Genomic DNA, 16963 nt, shown 5'->3' with positions numbered 1-16963 from the left:
TTATTTTAGTCTAAAGTTTTAAAGTCGAAAAATTAAATTCGTACTTCGATATTGTTGTTTTTAAGTTCTTTTTTTAATGTTTTGATTTCAATTTCTTTAAAATGAAATACACTTGCCGCCAATGCTGCATCTGCTTTTCCTTCCAAAAAAGTATCTACAAAATGTTGTATGTTTCCCGCACCACCAGAAGCAATAATGGGAATATTAACTAAGTCCGAAAGTGTAGCTAAAGCTTCATTAGCAAACCCATTTTTAGTTCCGTCATTATCCATTGAGGTAAACAAGATTTCGCCTGCACCTCTTTGTTCCACTTCTTTGGCCCAATCAAATAAATTCAATTCGGTAGGCACTTTTCCACCCACTAAATGAACAATCCATTGGCCATCAATTTGTTTGGCATCAATCGCGACAACTACACATTGACTCCCGAACTTTTGTGCTAAATCATTAATCAACTGCGGATTTTTTACAGCCGAGGAATTAATAGAAACCTTATCCGCTCCGTTTTGCAATAAAACTTCTACATCACTAACTGATGAAATTCCACCGCCAACAGTAAACGGAATATTAATCGTCGAAGCTACTTTACGAACCAAATCAACTAAGGTTTTTCTTCTTTCTTCCGTTGCCGAAATATCCAAAAAAACCAATTCGTCCGCACCTTCATCCGAATATATTTTGGCTAATTCTACAGGATCCCCTGCATCGCGCAAGTCCACAAAATTAACACCTTTTACAGTTCTTCCGTTTTTTATATCGAGACAGGGAATAATTCTTTTTGTTAACATTTTTCTAAAATATAATTTTCCAATTGTTTCAATGAAATTCGTCCTTCGTAAATTGCTTTTCCAATTATTGTTCCTTCACAACCTAATTCAGCAAGTCTTGGCAACTCGTCAAAGGTAGAAATTCCTCCCGAAGCAATTAATTTTATTCCGTTGGCTTCCGCCAAAATTTTTGCATATAAATCAAAAGATGGCCCTTCCAGCATACCGTCTTTGGCGATATCCGTACAAATTACATACTGAATTCCTTTTCCTTGGTAGTCTTGAATAAATGGAATCAAATCTTCATTAGAATCTTCTAACCAACCTGAAACCGCTACTTTTTCATTATTAGCATCTGCTCCCAGAATGATTTTATCAGGACCATATTCTTCAAGCCATCTTTCAAAAACTTCCTTATTCTTAACCGCAATACTTCCTCCTGTAATTTGATTGGCACCACTTTCAAAAGCGATTCGTAAATCATAATCTGATTTTAATCCTCCACCAAAATCAATTTTCAATTTGGTTTGTGTAGCAATTTGCTCCAAGATCTTATAATTCACAATCTGACTTGACTTTGCTCCGTCTAAATCAACCAGATGCAAATATTCAATTCCGTGTGCTTCAAATGATTTTGCCACTTCAAGTGGATTTTCATTGTATATAATTTTGGTACTGTAATCGCCTTTTGATAAACGAACACATTTTCCTTCTATGATATCTATTGCAGGTATTATTCTCATTGTAATTAGTCTTAAAATTTGAAAGTCGAAAGTCTTAAATACTCAACTTAAAGTTTGAAAAAATTCGCCAAAATTTGTTCTCCAATGTCACCGCTTTTTTCTGGATGAAACTGTGTGCCGAAGAAATTGCCTTTTTGTAACGCTGAGGCATATTCAACTTCATAATTTGTTGTTGCAATAGCTTCAGGACAACTAGGAGCGTAAAAACTATGAACTAAATACATGTATTCGTTTTCATTAATACCATTAAACAACGGCGATTTCAAATTATAAATTTGGTTCCACCCCATTTGCGGTACTTTTACTTTTGGCGTGAACTTAATCACATCTACATCAAAAATCCCAAGTCCTTTTGTATTTCCTTCTTCCGATTTGTTGCACATCAACTGCATTCCCAAACAAATTCCTAAAACGGGTTGTTTCAAGGTTGGAATCAAAGTTTCCAAACCACTTTCTAAAAGCATTTTCATTGCTGAACTGGCCTCACCAACACCCGGAAAAATAACTTTATCAGCTGCTTTAATTTCGTCAGGATTGTTGCTCAAAATCGCTTTGAATCCCAATCTTTCGATAGCAAACATGATGCTTTGAATATTTCCTGCGCCGTAATTTATGATTACTATTTTCATTTCTTTTAAACCATTAAAAAATTAAGTTTTATTAAGGATTTAACACTTAATAATTCATAATTTATAATTCATAATTTTCTAAAGCATTCCCTTCGTACTAGGCAAAATCATTTTTTCCGTATCCCGTTTTACTGCTACTTTTATTGCTTTGGCGAAAGCTTTAAAAATGGCTTCAATCTTGTGATGTTCGTTCGTTCCTTCTGCTTTGATATTGATGTTTGCTTTCGCCCCGTCAGAGAATGATTTGAAGAAATGAAAGAACATCTCTGTTGGCATTTTTCCTACCATTTCGCGCTTGAATTCGGTTTCCCAAACCAACCAGTTTCTACCTCCAAAATCAATTGCTACTTGCGCTAAACAATCATCCATTGGCAGGCAAAAACCGTAACGCTCTATTCCTAATTTATTCCCTAATGCTTTCGCAAAAACTTCACCAAGTGCAATAGCTGTATCTTCAATCGTGTGGTGTTCGTCCACTTCTAAATCTCCTTTTACAAGAATTTCTAAATCCATTTGTCCGTGACGCGCAATTTGGTCGAGCATGTGGTCAAAAAAAGCAATTCCGGTATCGATTTTACTTTTTCCGGTTCCGTCTAGGTTCAAGTTGATGTAAATATCCGTTTCGTTTGTTTTTCTTTCAATTGAAGCAGAACGTTCTTCTAATTTCAAAAACTCATAAATAGTTTTCCAATCGGTAGTTTGCAGGGCAATAACAGAATCCAGTTCTTCTCTTTTTGAAGATATTTCATCACCTCCCAACTGTTCATCCGTGTTGATAAAAATAGCTTTTGAGCCCAAATTTTTTGCCAATTCTACATCAGTTATTCTGTCTCCTATTACGAATGAATTTACTAAATCATATTCAGGATTGTCAATATATTGTGTCAGCATTCCAGTCGCAGGTTTGCGAGTCGGTGCATTTTGGCAAGGAAAAGTCTTATCGATAAACACTTCTTTGAATATAACTCCTTCATTTTCAAACGCTTTCATAATTAAATTATGCACAGGCCAAAAGTTAATTTCAGGATGAGAATCAGTTCCTAAACCATCTTGATTTGTGACCATTACGAGTTCAAAATCTAATTCTTTAGCTATTTTACCAAGATATTGAAATGCATTTGGATAAAATTCCAGTTTTTCGAAACTGTCTAATTGATAATCATTTGGTTCCAAAACCATTGTTCCGTCACGGTCTATAAAAAGTATTTTTTTCATTAAAAAAAGTTTAAAGTTTAAGGTTTAAAGTTGCTTTAAAACCTCAATTAATTTCATGTTTTCTTTTTCTGTTCCAACAGTTAGACGCAAACAATTATCGCATAACGGTTGAGTGGTTCGGTTCCGAATTACAATTCCTTTTGCAATCAATTCACCATATCTTTTATTGGCATCATCCACTTTTACCAAAATAAAATTGGCTTCAGTAGGATATATTTTTTCTACAAAATTTACATTTAGTAAGACTTTAAGTAATTCCTCTCTTTGTATTATTATCGATTCAATTTCAGATTTTATTTTTTCTGGATTATCTAATCTTTCTAAAGCTCTTTTCTGAGTCAATTCATTCACATTATAAGGTGGCTTTATTTTGTTTAAAACCGAAATTACTTCCGCAGATGCATAACAAATTCCCAATCTAATTCCTGCCAAACCATATGCTTTTGATAGCGTTTGGGTAATAACCAAATTTGGATATTCGTCCAATTCATTGATCCAACTTTCCTTTTTTGAAAAGTCTATATAAGCTTCATCAATCACCACTAATCCTTTGAAATTTTGCAAAAGATACGCAACACTTTCATCCGAAAATGAATTCCCGGTTGGGTTATTTGGAGAACACAAAAAGATAATTTTTGTGTTCTCATCAACAGCTTCCATGATTTTATCAATTTGCGGTTCAAAATCTTCTGAAAGCAATACTTCTTTATTTTCTAATGCATTAATATTGGCCAAAACGCCATACATTCCGTATGTTGGCGGCAAAGTGATTACATTGTCCGTTTTTGGTTCGCAAAAAGCTCTGAATAATAAATCCAAAACTTCATCACTTCCATTACCCAATAAAATTTGATTCGTTTTGACATTTCTTTGTTTTGCCAAAACCTCCTTTACACTAATTTGTTGTGGATCCGGATACCTGTTCACGCCATTTTCAAACGGATTTTCATTGGCATCCAAAAAAATCATATCAGCCGTGTCAAAATCCTCAAATTCATCACGAGCCGAAGAATAGGGTTTTAATTGCTTTACGTTTTCTCTGACTAAATTATTTATGTCGAAATTATTTTCCATCCTCAATCGCTTTTAATCGTAATGTAACTGCATTTTTGTGTGCTTGTAATCCTTCGGCTTCTGCCATTATTTCGATGGCTTTTCCGATGTTTTGTATTCCTTTTTTAGTTATTTTTTGAAAAGTCATCGCTTTAGTAAAACTATCCAGATTTACACCACTATAATTCTTAGCGTAACCGTTAGTTGGCAGGGTATGATTAGTTCCTGACGCATAATCTCCAGCACTTTCTGGCGTATAATTCCCTATAAATACAGAACCCGCATTTTGAATACCGTTGCTATAAAAATCATCAAATGCAGAACAAATAATAAAGTGTTCCGGTCCATATTCATTGATTAAGTCCAAAGCAATTTTATCATTTTCAACAAAAATTAATTTAGAATTGGCAATGGCTTTCTCAGCAATGGATTTTCTAGGCAGAGCATCCATCTGTAATTGGATCTCTTTTTCAACGGCATCAATTAATTTTTTTGATGTTGAAACTAAAATTACCTGACTGTCCGCTCCGTGTTCCGCTTGTGACAATAAATCCGATGCTACAAAAGCTGGCACAGCGGTATCATCTGCAACAATCAATAATTCTGATGGCCCGGCTGGCATATCAATAGCAACGCCAAATTGTGTAGCCAATTGTTTTGCAACCGTCACAAATTGATTTCCAGGACCAAAAATTTTATACACTTTAGGAATCGTTTCCGTTCCAAAAGTCATTCCTGCGATAGCTTGAATTCCTCCTACTTTTAAAATTTTAGACACACCACATAAATTCGCTGCATATAAAATAGCTGGATTTATAGCTCCATTTTTATCCGGAGGGGAACATAAAACAATTTCATTACAACCTGCAATTTTTGCAGGAACCGCAAGCATTAACACTGTCGAAAATAATGGTGCAGTTCCACCTGGAATGTACAAACCAATTTTTTGAATAGGTCTTTTTTCCTGCCAACAATTTACACCTTCAATTGTTTCAACAGCAACTCTTTCTGTTTTTTGAGCAATGTGAAATTTTGAAATATTAGATTTGGCTAATTCGATAGCTTCTTTTAACTCTGGAGAAACGGAAGCAATTGCCAAATCAATTTCAGCTTTTGAAACTTCAATGGTATCGATTTTTGCACCATCAAAAAGCGACGTATATTTTGCAACAGCAGTATCACCTTTCTTTTGAACTTCATTGAAAATTTCTTTTACAGTGGCTTCAATGTCGTCAATAGTTTTGGTAGGACGCTCTAAAATTGAGCGCCAAGATTCTGCTTTTGGATTGTATATTTTATTCATTTTTAATTTTATTCAAAGATTAAATAATAGAATTATTCCGTTTTTAAACTCATAATTCTTAAAGTACCATCTTTTCAATTGGACAAACCAAAATCCCTTCGGCTCCAACTTCTTTCAACTGATCAATCACATCCCAGAAAGTATCTTTATCGATTACAGAGTGTACACTGCTCCATCCTTCTTGTGCCAGTGGCAAAACGGTTAAACTTCTTAGTACAGGAAGAATTTTTCCAACAGCATCAATTTTGTCATTTGGAATATTCATCAAAATATACTTCGATTTTCTAGCTCTCAAAACGGATTCGATTCTGAATTTTAAAGTGTCGATTATTTTTTGAGATTCAGGACTTACTTTTGGAGAAACAGCTAAAACTGCTTCACTTTTAAAAATAACTTCAACCTCTTTTAGATTGTTTTTAAACAAAGTACTCCCGCTCGAAACAATATCAACAATAGCATCTGCTAGACCAATGTTTGGAGCTATTTCTACCGAACCTGAAATCTGGTGAATATCAACTGTTACGCCTTTAGAACTAAAAAAATCAAGAACTGTTTTAGGGTAAGAAGTTGCAATTCGCATACCTTCTAAATCCTGAACGGATTTATAATCAAATGCTTTTGGTACAGCAACAGATACTTTACATTTGGAAAAACCTAATTTTTGAATTACCTCAATATCACCGCCTTTTTCGACTAATAAGTTATCGCCAACAATAGCAATATCCACCACTCCATCAATAAGATATTGAGGAATATCCGAATTTCTTAAATATAAAACCTCTAGAGGAAAATTTGATGCTTCGGCTTTTAATTGGTCGATACCGTTATCTATTGAAATACCTGCATCTTTTAGAATTTGAATGCTGTCTTCGTTTAAACGTCCTGATTTTTGAATTGCAATTTTTAATGTACTCATTTTGTCTTTTTTGTTTTTGTTTAAAATATTTTGATTGAGTACAAATATTGGGTAATAAAAAACCCGTTTGATGTACTCAAACGGGTTTTTAGAATATGATGATTTACACACATACCATTAACACATCGCTTGAGAGCAATAATGAAAATGATGATGATGTAATTGATTTGTAAACATTTTTTGTGTTCTTTATTTTAAATTCTTTTGCAAATATAAGAGATTAATTAATTAAAAAGCAATATTTATTTTAACTTAAACTTATATTTTTGTTAAATTAATATTACTCATTATCCTCTTTAGATTCTTTTTGAACAGCTGAATTCTCATTGGGACTATTAGAAACGGTATTCTCATTTCTAATTTCTGTATGTCTGATTTCACCTCCTGATGTACCTACTAAAGTTGCTATGAAAACTGCTCCCATTGCAACAATAGCAGCTATGAAAGAGATAAGTTTAGCTTTAGAATGATTTTTTAGATTAAGTATTAAACCCGTCAGTGAAACGGCTGCCAATAAATATAATATAAGAGCTAGTTTTTCGGCTATTTCTTCATGTTCATGAATTATTTGTTTGCCGATGTTAGGCATGTCTTCAACCATTTCTTCTGCTCCTTCGCCAGTTCCCATGCTAAATGCCGCAAAAACCGCTGCAACAATAAATAAAACATAAGCGGTGTTTTTAACCGAATTATTCTTTAAAATCATCCCAGTTATTAAAATACCAAGTCCTAAAATTGTACCAATAATTGGAAAATGGTTAACTACCATGTGTAAGTGAGCATCATTCATAATATAATTTGTTTAAGGTTTAAAAATTTAAATTTGAAAAATAAAATGGATTCCTATTTGAGACTGTTGTTATTTTTATCCAGCTAAAGAAACTCCAATTAGTGAGCCAATTCCATATGTTACTGCTGCAGCTGCTAAACCAAAAGATACTTGTCTAAGTCCGGAGAACATAATACTTTTTCCTGTTAATAAGGTTATTGCTGCACCTATTCCAAAAAGGCCAATTACACTGCTTCCTACACTCAATAAAATGGCATTTTTTCCATCTAAAAACATGAAAGGATATAAAGGAATAATGGCTCCGATTGAAAATAATACAAAAGAAGCGATGGCCGCTTCCCATGCTGAACCGCCTAATTCTTCTTTATCAATTCCCAGTTCCTCCGTAATAATAGCATCAATTGCCGTTTCAGGATTTTCAAATGCTTTGTCAGCCAGTTTTTGAGCTTCAACGATATTCATTCCTTTGGCTTGATACAATAAAACCAATTCTTTTTTTTCTTCTTCGGGAGAAGCTTCCAGTTCTTCGGTCTCCAAATCAATTTGTCTTTGGTTTAATTCTCTCGAACTTTGTACCGAAAGCCACTCGCCTAAAGCCATTGAAATTGCTCCAGCCAAAAGTCCTGCTATTCCGGTCAATAAGATAGTATTATTAGAAACTGCGGCACCGGCAACTCCCATCACCAAACTCATGTTAGAAACCAAACCATCGTTAGATCCTAAAACCGCAGCTCTTAATGCATTCCCTCCAACGGATTTATGTCGACTTTCAAATTTAGATAAAAAACCTCCAGAAACATTTAGCGCCGCATTATTATTCACAGCTTCAATAATATTAAGATGATTGTGTTCAAAACCTGTAGGTTTCTCTCCGCTTTCTAGTTTATTTTTTATTGAATTAACTGCAAATTGTTTTTCAATATTGGAAAGGCTGCTAATTATAGAAGTGTAACCAAAAATCTTACCCAGTTTCAGTTGGAATTTTGCTCTTCCTGAAGGCAATGGCATTTTATAATTAGGTTCGAAAGTCAATACTTTATCAAACATGTGTTTTGCATGACCTTTTTCTATTTCACCAAGACTCCGTAAAACCCTTGTGAGATTATCATCAGATTGAATTGCCGCAATACTATCATACAAAAAAGCAGTATCTACTTCTGTTTGTAATTGATCTTTTAGTTTATTTAAATCCATAATTTCTTGTTTACTTTTCTAAATTAATAATTTCATGTATCAGTATTTTTTGCACTATTCACTACACTAATTTAAAGATTTTAATTTTAAAAAATATTCCGTTTAGATTATAAATCTAACCTTTTATTCCTCTAAATTTTTCATTTTCATCAAAAGCGAATAAGACCCTTTTATAACAATATTTACGTCTTTTAAATCTTCATTGGAAATAATTTCTACATATCCATTTTCTGATGTTCCGGTTGATACTTCTTTCATTTCAAAGAGCTTGTTTCCCTTTTCTATAAAGATATAATTTTTGTTTTCATAATTTACAATAGCCTCTGATGGCAAAACATTGGATTGCTGACTTTTTAATTTTATTTCGGCATTCATATACATTCCCGGTAATAATGTTTTATCGTAGTTAGCAAAATGGCAATGCATTTCTGTACTTCGGTCTTCAGAAAAATCTTTTCCTATTAAAATAATTTCGCAGTGATATTTTTTTTCTGGATTAGTGTTATTATAAGCTATAACTGACTGACCAATTGCCATTTTGTTAATGTCTTTTTCGAATACGGTTAGTGCTAAATGAATATCAGAAGGATTTACAATCTCGAATAAAATGTCGCTAGGAGCTACATATTTTCCTGTATTTACATTCACTTTAGACACATAGCCGCTTATTGGCGAATAAATATTGATGCTCTTTGAAATGTTTTTTGCAGATACATTACTTGGATTTATTCCTGCGAATTTTAATTTCTCTCCATACGATTGCACCATTACCGATAGTGAATTGTATTCTGATTGTGCCTGTTGATACACTTTATCGCTGCTAGCTTTGCTTCGGTTAAGTTCTTTTTGTCTCTCGTATTCAGATTTTGCATACCCAATTTTTGCTTTTGCTAAAAGGTAATCTTCCTGCAACTGAATGTATTGTTGGTCTTCAACAACGCATAAAACTTGTCCTTTGGTAACATACATTCCTTCTAAAAGTTTGGTATGTTTTAAATATCCACCCATCGGCACACTTATGGAAACTAAATTTTGAGGTGGTACATCTATTTTTCCATTTAATTTTAATATTGATGAGATCTCTTTTTGCTCGATTTTACCCGTTACAATACCTGCATTTTTTATTTGTGCATTGGTAAGTGTTGTTGTGTTTTCGATAGTTGGAGTGGCTTCTGTTTCGCTTTCCGTTTTCTTGTCTCCACAAGAAGAAAGGAAGATTAAAGCTGCAATTATAATGACTATATTTTTCATTTATTTTGATATTAAATTTCCTAATTTAAGAATTGTTTCATTGAATTTTCTAACTGTTTCAATGTAGTTACTTTGAATTTCTGTATTTTGATTTATCAACATTACCCATTCCAGATAATTGATGTCACCATTGATGAATTTATCATTAGCAGCTTTAGTTACCAAATCCACATTCTTTAACGCCTGACTTTCATAATAAGCAATAGTTTCTTGGTGTTTTTTCGATTCTTGAATTAATTCATTATACTGACTTTGCAACTTTATTTTTTCATTAGTCAAATTATTTTCTGCAATTTGACTATTGATTTCTAATGCTTTTTGTCTGTTTTTTATGTTTGAATTGAAAAGTGGCAGCGACACTCCAAATTGCCCAAAAACTCCATTATAGCCATCTTGAAACGCCGTATTTGTTTTGAATGTTTGCCAATAAACACCGCCTATTAATTCCGGTAGTTTTTTAGATTTTTCAAGTGAAATTTGCGCTTTGTTACTATTTAATTCTTGCTCAAGTAATTTTATACTGGGTTGATTGTCAATAGCATTTTTATCTAAATTTTCGGCCAAATCCATTTTGAATTTATCTGATACCGGGATGAAATCTTTGTCGGAATTAAGTAGATACTTGAATTGCGATTGTATTATTTTATAATCACTTTGTAACTCCCGAAGTTGTATTTTTATTTGTCCTGATTGATTTTCGGCAGTTGCTTTTTCTAATATATTGCTTTCTCCTTTGTCAAAACGAAGTGTTGATTTTCTTAAAAATTCAGTATAAATACTATCACTTTTTAGCAATAATTTTTCCTTTTCTTTGAGATAAATCATCTCGTAAAACACAGTTGTTACTTGTCTGGTTAATTCTTTTTTCTGTAATGCTTCGTTCCATTCGCCAGTTTTGGCTTCTTCAATTAACAATTGCTTCTGTATTTTGTAAACTGTTGGGAATTTAATAGTTTGTGAAATACCAATTTTTATATCATTAACATTGCTGTTAAACTGACCGTACTCGCCCAAAATTCCTGTGTTGGAGATGTCATACCCCGTCTTGGTCATTTTCTGTAAATATTCAGAATTTAGTTTTCCGTTTTTTATTTTTATATTATTCTGCAATGCGGTTTCAATGGCTTTTTCAAGTGAAATTTTTTCTTGTGCATTTGCATTTTGAAAAGAAAAAAACAGTCCCAATACAATTATTGTTGTAATTGATTTCATCTTTTTTGGTTTTAAATTAATTCCTTTTTCAAACATAATGTATAGAATTGGTAAAACAAATAATGTTAAGAATGTGGCAACCAATAATCCTCCAATCACAACAGTTGCTAATGGTTTCTGTACTTCGGCTCCGGAACCGTTGCTTAATGCCATCGGTAAGAATCCTAAAGATGCAACAAATGCGGTCATTAAAACAGGACGTAAACGTATCTTAGTTCCTTGTAAAACAATAGTCTTTAAATCGGTTTCGCCAGATTTTCGAATGCTATTGAATTCTGCAATTAATACCAATCCATTCAGAACCGCGACACCAAATAAGGCTATAAAGCCAACTCCTGCACTGATGCTAAAAGGCAAGCCCCGCAACGCTAAAAAGAAAATACCTCCAATTGCAGAAAGTGGAATAGCAGAATAAATCAATAACCCTTGTTTTACGGAATTGAATGCAAAATAGAGTAGAATAAATATTAATAGTAATGAAACCGGAACCGCAATCATCAATCGGTTTTTGGCTTCGTTTAAGTTTTCAAAAGCACCACCATAAGTAGGATAGTAACCCGCAGGAAATTTAATTTGGGCTTCGACTTTACCTTGCAATTCTTTTACGATACTTTGCACATCACGACCTCTAACATTAAAACCAACTACAATCCTACGTTTGGCATCTTCTCTTTGTATTTGATTTGGGCCTTCAGTAATTTCAACTTTCGCCAATTGAGATAAAGGAATTTGCAAACCAGTAGCCGTTGGAATTAATAAATTTTGAACATCTGCCAAATCCTGACGTTTTTCGCCTGTTAAACGAACAACTAAATCAAATCGTTTTTCACCTTCGTAAACAACCCCTGTGCTCTGTCCTGCAAATGCGGTGTTTATTATTCGATTAATATCCTGAATATTCAATCCGTATTGCGCAATAGAGGCTCGGTTGTAGTCGATTACTACTTGTGGCATTCCAGTAACTGTTTCTACATAAAGATCAGAAGTACCCTCGACTGTATTTGCAATTTTACCTAATTTATTGGCATATAAAGCTAGTGTATCTAAATTTTCTCCAAATATTTTACATACTACATCTTGTCTTGCACCAGTCATTAATTCATTAAAACGCATTTGTACTGGATATTGAAAACCGTAAGAAACACCTGGAACGGCTTCTAATTCTTTTGCCATTTTTTCTGATAATTCGTCAAAAGTTTTGGTAGATGTCCATTCGCTTTTGTCCTTTAAAATGATCATCATATCGCTGGCATCTATAGGCATTGGATCGGTTGGCACTTCGCTGCTTCCTGTTTTACCTACAATTTTCTCTACTTCGGGAAATTTTTCTATTAGTATTTTTGCCCCTTGTGAAATGGCTGTCATTGAAGTTTGTAAATTACTTCCCGGCAAAACCCTTGTTTCTACAGCAAAATCGCCTTCTTCTAATGAGGGCATAAATTCGCCGCCCATAAACGAAAGTGTAATTAGAGCTAAAACAAATAATCCCAAAGTTGTAGCGATAATTGTATTTGGAATTCCTAATGCTTTGTTCAGAAGTGGTTGGTAGAAATTTTCTAATTTTTCCATCATTCTATCTGAAAAAGTTTTTTTGTGGGTGATGTTTTTATTCAAAAATAAAGCAGTCATCATCGGAACATAAGTCAGTGACAAGATAAAAGCACCAAATAGAGCAAATGCAATTGTTTGTGCCATTGGCAAAAACATTTTCCCTTCAATACCATGCAAAGTAAAAATGGGAATATAAACAATTAATATAATTAACTCCCCAAAAACAGATACATTACGCATTTTTATTGACGTTTTTAATACGGTATTGTCCATTTCTTGTTGTGATATTTGAGACGTTTTCCTATTGTGTAAACTAAACAAACAGGCTTCAACAATAATAACGGCTCCATCTACAATTAATCCAAAATCTAAAGCTCCCAAACTCATTAAATTTCCGCTAACGCCAAATAAATTCATCAATATGACAGCAATTAACATTGCCATTGGAATAACCGATGCCACAATTAATCCTGCTCTTATATTTCCAAGAAAGAAAATAAGAACAAAAAGTACAATTAATGCTCCTTCTAATAAGTTTTTTTCTACAGTTGAAATGGAATTATTCACCATTTTTGTCCGGTCTAAAAATGGTTCTACAATAACGCCTTCAGGTAAGGTTTTTTGGATTTGTTCAATACGCTCTTTGATTTTTTTAATAACCACATTGCTGTTAGCACCTTTTAGCATCATCACTACAGCACCCGAAACTTCGCCGGATTGAACTCCTTTTTTATTAAAAGTCATTGCTCCATAACGTATAGCACTCCCTATTCGAACATCCGCCACATCACGAATAAATAAAGGACTTCCGCTATTAGTAGTTTTAATAGAAATGTCTTTTATATTTTCGATAGTACTAATTAATCCTTCGCTTCGGATGTATAGAACTTTAGGTCCTTTTTCAATATAAGCACCGCCTGTATTTTGATTATTTTTTTCTAAAGCAGTAAAAACATCAGTAATCGTAATATTATAAGATTGTAATTTATTTGGGGCAATAGCAATTTCAAATTGCTTCAATTTTCCACCAAAACTACTTACTTCTGCAACACCTTCAACACTTAATAATTGACGGCGAACAATCCAATCCTGAATGGTTCTCAACTCAGTTACATCATACTTTTTTTCATAACCAGATTTTGTTCGAACAGCATATTGGTAAATTTCACCCAAACCTGTAGTTACAGGTGCAAGAAATGGATCTCCAATACCTTTTGGAATTTGGTCTTTAACAGCACTTAATCGTTCCGTTACTTGTTGTCTGGCCCAATAGACATCAATAGCATCATCAAAAACAATAGTTACTACAGATAAACCGAAACGAGAAAAACTACGAATTTCTTTCAGCCCGGGAATATTACTGTTGGCTTGTTCAATTGGAAAAGTAATCAGCCGTTCTATATCAGTTGCGCCCAGTGATGGTGCAGAAGTGATTACTTGTACCTGATTATTCGTAATATCAGGAACTGCATCAATTGGTAATTTGGTAAATTGATAACTCCCATATCCAATAAGAGCAACAATGAAAAGACCAACGATAAGTTTATTTTTGATTGAAAATTCAATTATTTTATTCAACATAATTTATAATTATTAATTATTTTTCTAATAATATGCTGTAATACAAATCGTCATCAATGTATAGACGAAGATGAATTATAAAAAAGCATTAAAATAATTAACAATACTTTGGTGGTCTCCAAATAGATAGTAGAACACTTGAAGAAAAATAGTTTTGCAAAAAAGCTATTTTTTGTGGTTCTTTAAAATAGTAGTTAGGAATAAATTTGAATAATTTTATTTCTAAATTTATTGCTAAATTTTGATTAGACGAAAAATCCGAATGGCTATGAAAAGGTAAATCTCCATGGTCATCCTGCTTCTCATTTTGATGTTTGTCTAAATAATGATCTTTCAAAAAATGGATGAGAGTAACACCATTGTGATTATAAGTGTGTTGAATAAAATGTGAAACTAAAATAGGTAAGCGCAAACAATCCTCAACAACAAAAGGAACTGTTAGTTGTAAACAAATAATTAGGGCTATTATGTTTTTAAAAAATTTCACGAAACAAATATAATTACTTTTTAGATTTTATTTTAATTGGAATACTAAACTAAACTTCCGTTTTGGTTGAATAAATACCTTGTTTTAAAGAAGTTTAATGAGCGAATGACCTATTATAAAAATTGAATCCATTAATTTATCATTGTATAAATGTGGTTACAGAAAGTATAAATGTAAAGCATAAATTTGAGAATTACCTTAAGAACTACTTAAAGTCTGCTTCAAATAAACTTAAAATTACTGTAGTTCCGCTATTTTCCTGACTAGTAATTGAAATGTCAATGTTGAGTAAGGAGCACAATCTTTTTACGATTGACAACCCTACTCCTGTTCCTTTAATTTCTGGGTGGATGCTGGATTTTGAACGGTAAAACTGATTGAAGATTTTTTCTAAGTCCTCTACAGGTATTCCAACTCCGGAATCAATGATGTGGCATTCAATTTTAGAATCGATCGTTTTTATGGTGACTGCCAAATTTCCATTTTGATTCGAATATTTCAACGCATTTGATATCAGATTATTAATCACTATTGAAAACAAATAACTATCTGTTTCTAGGTAATAATCTTGAGAGAATTCAGTAGAAACAGTAATTTTTTTTGATTGAATTACAGTGGAATATCGAGCGATTGTATCTAAAAATAATGCATTCAAATATACTTTCTCCGTTTTTAAGGTTTGCTTTTGGTTTTCAAATCGAGCTAATAAAAGCAACTGATCCACTAAATGATTCAACCGATTGACTTCTGTAACACAAAAATTAATTTTTTCTTCATATTCTGCATGATCTCTGGGTTTGCGAATCAAAACTTCCAGCGTTCCTTTGATAACTGTCAATGGGGTTCTCAATTCGTGTGATGCATCCGAAGTGAATTGTTTTTCTCTTTCAACAGCAGTTTCGATTCTGTCCAATAAATTATTGATTGTTTGAGACAAAATATACAATTCGTCGCGATTGATTGGCAACGGAATTCTGGATTTTAAATTATCCTTTGTAATAATATTAGAGGTTTCAATAATGGAACTGATAGGTTTTATGCTTCTTCCGGCTATAAATCGGGCAATTAGAAAAAGAGCAATCAGGATTAGAGGGAAAGCAATAATCAAGACTTCCGATAAATTATTCAGCACCATCGTGGCATCTTCTAATGACATGGCAACGATGACATAACCTATAATTTTACTTTCTTTGTATATGGGAACTTGAATTTGTCGGATGATTTTATTGGCCAACTTGGTATCGAATAATGTATTTTCAATAATTTCCGAATGAAATTTTAAGATACGGTTTTTTAGGTTTGGAGATTTCTCAACAACGTTTCCAGTCCCGTCAACAAATTGGACAAAAACAGGATTTACATCTATAGTATTGTGTTCTCTTTCTTTCCATTCTTCCTCGTGAATTAAATGAAAACTATTTCCTTCGATTTCAATTTCTGATAAATGCTTTTCAGATTCGTTTTTTATGTCATAATTTATATGACCAAAAACACTGAGTTTTACAATAGAATAAATTACAAAAAACACCACAAAAATCAATAAAGCTGTGGTAATAATATAGTTAGACGCAATTCTGTTTTTAAAGGAAAGTTGTTGCATTTTTATTTAGTCATTAGCGATATAGCCCACTCCGCGAACGGTTTTTATGTAATCTTCTTCTATTTTTAAATTCAATTTTTTCCGAATGGCATTCATAAAAACATCTATTACACCAGTGTCATAGTCAAAATGAATATCCCAAACATCCTCAATAATTTGGGTTCGTGTACATACTTTACCTTTGTTTTTTACCAAATAGCAGAGTAAGTCATATTCCCTATGTGTCAAGGGTACTTCGTTGCCATTCGCCAAAACACGATGTTGCAAAACATTAATTTCAATCGTCCCAAGCTTTAGGATTTCTTGTTCGTTTTGCTTTCTAAAATGAATTTTGATTCGCTCAGTCAATTCATCAAAACTGAATGGCTTTTTTATATAATCATTGGCGCCGACTTTCAGCCCTTCTATTGTTTCCTGAATAGTATCTTTGGCTGTCAAGAAAATAAGTGGTGTACTGTTATCTTTTAATCGAACGGCTTTACAAAGTTCTAATCCGGTCATTTTTGGAAGCATCCAATCCAATAATATCAAATCAAATTTTTCCTTTTGAATTAATTCAAATCCTTGCAAACCATCTGTTGCGCAAGTAATCTTATAACCTTCCTCTTCTAATCCTTGTTTTAGGAATTGTACAATACCAATTTCATCTTCTACAATTAAAATATGCATCA

The 16963-nt window shown here is 33.0% G+C and carries 13 protein-coding genes; all 13 read right to left on the bottom strand.

Annotated elements, in window-relative coordinates; translation table 11 throughout:
* Nucleotides 1–32: 32 nt before the first annotated feature.
* The 13 genes from hisF to BUC23_RS09000 all read right to left on the bottom strand — a co-directional run bounded on the left by hisF (nt 33) and on the right by BUC23_RS09000 (nt 16961).
* On the bottom strand, nt 33–788 hold the full coding sequence (gene hisF, locus BUC23_RS09065; protein ID WP_073208685.1) for an imidazole glycerol phosphate synthase subunit HisF: 756 nt from the start codon (nt 786–788) through the stop codon (nt 33–35).
* The gene (gene hisA / locus BUC23_RS09060) at nt 782–1510 is read right to left on the bottom strand and encodes a 1-(5-phosphoribosyl)-5-[(5-phosphoribosylamino)methylideneamino]imidazole-4-carboxamide isomerase (protein WP_073208683.1); all 729 of its coding nucleotides are present in this window, start codon (nt 1508–1510) and stop codon (nt 782–784) included. Before hisA ends, hisF begins: the two co-directional genes overlap by 7 nt.
* Before the next feature lie 47 nt (nt 1511–1557).
* Nucleotides 1558–2139 (bottom strand): imidazole glycerol phosphate synthase subunit HisH, encoded by a 582-nt coding sequence (gene hisH / locus BUC23_RS09055; protein ID WP_073208681.1) that lies wholly within the window; start codon nt 2137–2139, stop codon nt 1558–1560.
* 78 nt (nt 2140–2217) lie between these two features.
* Nucleotides 2218–3354, bottom strand: coding sequence for a bifunctional histidinol-phosphatase/imidazoleglycerol-phosphate dehydratase HisB (hisB, locus tag BUC23_RS09050; RefSeq protein WP_073208679.1), 1137 nt, complete (start codon nt 3352–3354; stop codon nt 2218–2220).
* A gap of 24 nt (nt 3355–3378) precedes the next feature.
* Entirely contained in the window at nt 3379–4428 is a 1050-nt protein-coding gene (hisC, locus tag BUC23_RS09045) for a histidinol-phosphate transaminase (RefSeq protein WP_073208677.1), read from the bottom strand.
* Entirely contained in the window at nt 4418–5710 is a 1293-nt protein-coding gene (gene hisD / locus BUC23_RS09040; RefSeq protein ID WP_073208674.1) for a histidinol dehydrogenase, read from the bottom strand. Before hisD ends, hisC begins: the two co-directional genes overlap by 11 nt.
* A 58-nt stretch (nt 5711–5768) precedes the next feature.
* Nucleotides 5769–6626: an ATP phosphoribosyltransferase gene (hisG, locus tag BUC23_RS09035; protein WP_073208672.1), complete on the bottom strand. Its 858-nt coding sequence runs from the start codon at nt 6624–6626 to the stop codon at nt 5769–5771.
* A 280-nt stretch (nt 6627–6906) separates the two neighbouring features.
* Nucleotides 6907–7416 (bottom strand): DUF2231 domain-containing protein, encoded by a 510-nt coding sequence (locus tag BUC23_RS09030; RefSeq protein WP_073208669.1) that lies wholly within the window; start codon nt 7414–7416, stop codon nt 6907–6909.
* A 75-nt stretch (nt 7417–7491) separates the two neighbouring features.
* A complete protein-coding gene (locus BUC23_RS09025) occupies nt 7492–8610 on the bottom strand; it encodes a VIT1/CCC1 transporter family protein (protein ID WP_073208667.1) in 1119 nt (372 codons plus the stop codon).
* A 123-nt stretch (nt 8611–8733) separates the two neighbouring features.
* Nucleotides 8734–9861, bottom strand: coding sequence for an efflux RND transporter periplasmic adaptor subunit (locus BUC23_RS09020; RefSeq protein WP_073208665.1), 1128 nt, complete (start codon nt 9859–9861; stop codon nt 8734–8736).
* Nucleotides 9862–14205 (bottom strand): CusA/CzcA family heavy metal efflux RND transporter, encoded by a 4344-nt coding sequence (locus BUC23_RS09015; protein WP_073208663.1) that lies wholly within the window; start codon nt 14203–14205, stop codon nt 9862–9864.
* Nucleotides 14206–14897: 692 nt separating this feature from the next.
* Nucleotides 14898–16292, bottom strand: a complete 1395-nt coding sequence (locus BUC23_RS09005; protein WP_073208660.1) for a HAMP domain-containing sensor histidine kinase — start codon at nt 16290–16292, stop codon at nt 14898–14900.
* Nucleotides 16293–16298: 6 nt separating this feature from the next.
* Entirely contained in the window at nt 16299–16961 is a 663-nt protein-coding gene (locus tag BUC23_RS09000) for a response regulator transcription factor (RefSeq protein ID WP_073208899.1), read from the bottom strand.
* Nucleotides 16962–16963 lie beyond the last annotated feature (2 nt).

This window comes from Flavobacterium xinjiangense (assembly GCF_900142885.1).
Classification (GTDB): domain Bacteria; phylum Bacteroidota; class Bacteroidia; order Flavobacteriales; family Flavobacteriaceae; genus Flavobacterium; species Flavobacterium xinjiangense.
The sequence above is the reverse complement of the archived record's forward strand: the minus strand, read 5'-3'. Positions and strand labels throughout refer to the sequence as shown.

Excerpts from the sequence above, each read along its gene's own strand:
- hisF (WP_073208685.1), bottom strand. The coding sequence starts at position 788 with ATGTTAACAAAAAGAATTATTCCCTGTCTCGATATAAAAAACGGAAGA.
- hisA (WP_073208683.1), bottom strand. The coding sequence starts at position 1,510 with ATGAGAATAATACCTGCAATAGATATCATAGAAGGAAAATGTGTTCGT.
- hisH (WP_073208681.1), bottom strand. The coding sequence starts at position 2,139 with ATGAAAATAGTAATCATAAATTACGGCGCAGGAAATATTCAAAGCATC.
- hisB (WP_073208679.1), bottom strand. The coding sequence starts at position 3,354 with ATGAAAAAAATACTTTTTATAGACCGTGACGGAACAATGGTTTTGGAA.
- hisC (WP_073208677.1), bottom strand. The coding sequence starts at position 4,428 with ATGGAAAATAATTTCGACATAAATAATTTAGTCAGAGAAAACGTAAAG.
- hisD (WP_073208674.1), bottom strand. The coding sequence starts at position 5,710 with ATGAATAAAATATACAATCCAAAAGCAGAATCTTGGCGCTCAATTTTA.
- hisG (WP_073208672.1), bottom strand. The coding sequence starts at position 6,626 with ATGAGTACATTAAAAATTGCAATTCAAAAATCAGGACGTTTAAACGAA.
- BUC23_RS09030 (WP_073208669.1), bottom strand. The coding sequence starts at position 7,416 with ATGAATGATGCTCACTTACACATGGTAGTTAACCATTTTCCAATTATT.
- BUC23_RS09025 (WP_073208667.1), bottom strand. The coding sequence starts at position 8,610 with ATGGATTTAAATAAACTAAAAGATCAATTACAAACAGAAGTAGATACT.
- BUC23_RS09020 (WP_073208665.1), bottom strand. The coding sequence starts at position 9,861 with ATGAAAAATATAGTCATTATAATTGCAGCTTTAATCTTCCTTTCTTCT.
- BUC23_RS09015 (WP_073208663.1), bottom strand. The coding sequence starts at position 14,205 with ATGTTGAATAAAATAATTGAATTTTCAATCAAAAATAAACTTATCGTT.
- BUC23_RS09005 (WP_073208660.1), bottom strand. The coding sequence starts at position 16,292 with ATGCAACAACTTTCCTTTAAAAACAGAATTGCGTCTAACTATATTATT.
- BUC23_RS09000 (WP_073208899.1), bottom strand. The coding sequence starts at position 16,961 with ATGCATATTTTAATTGTAGAAGATGAAATTGGTATTGTACAATTCCTA.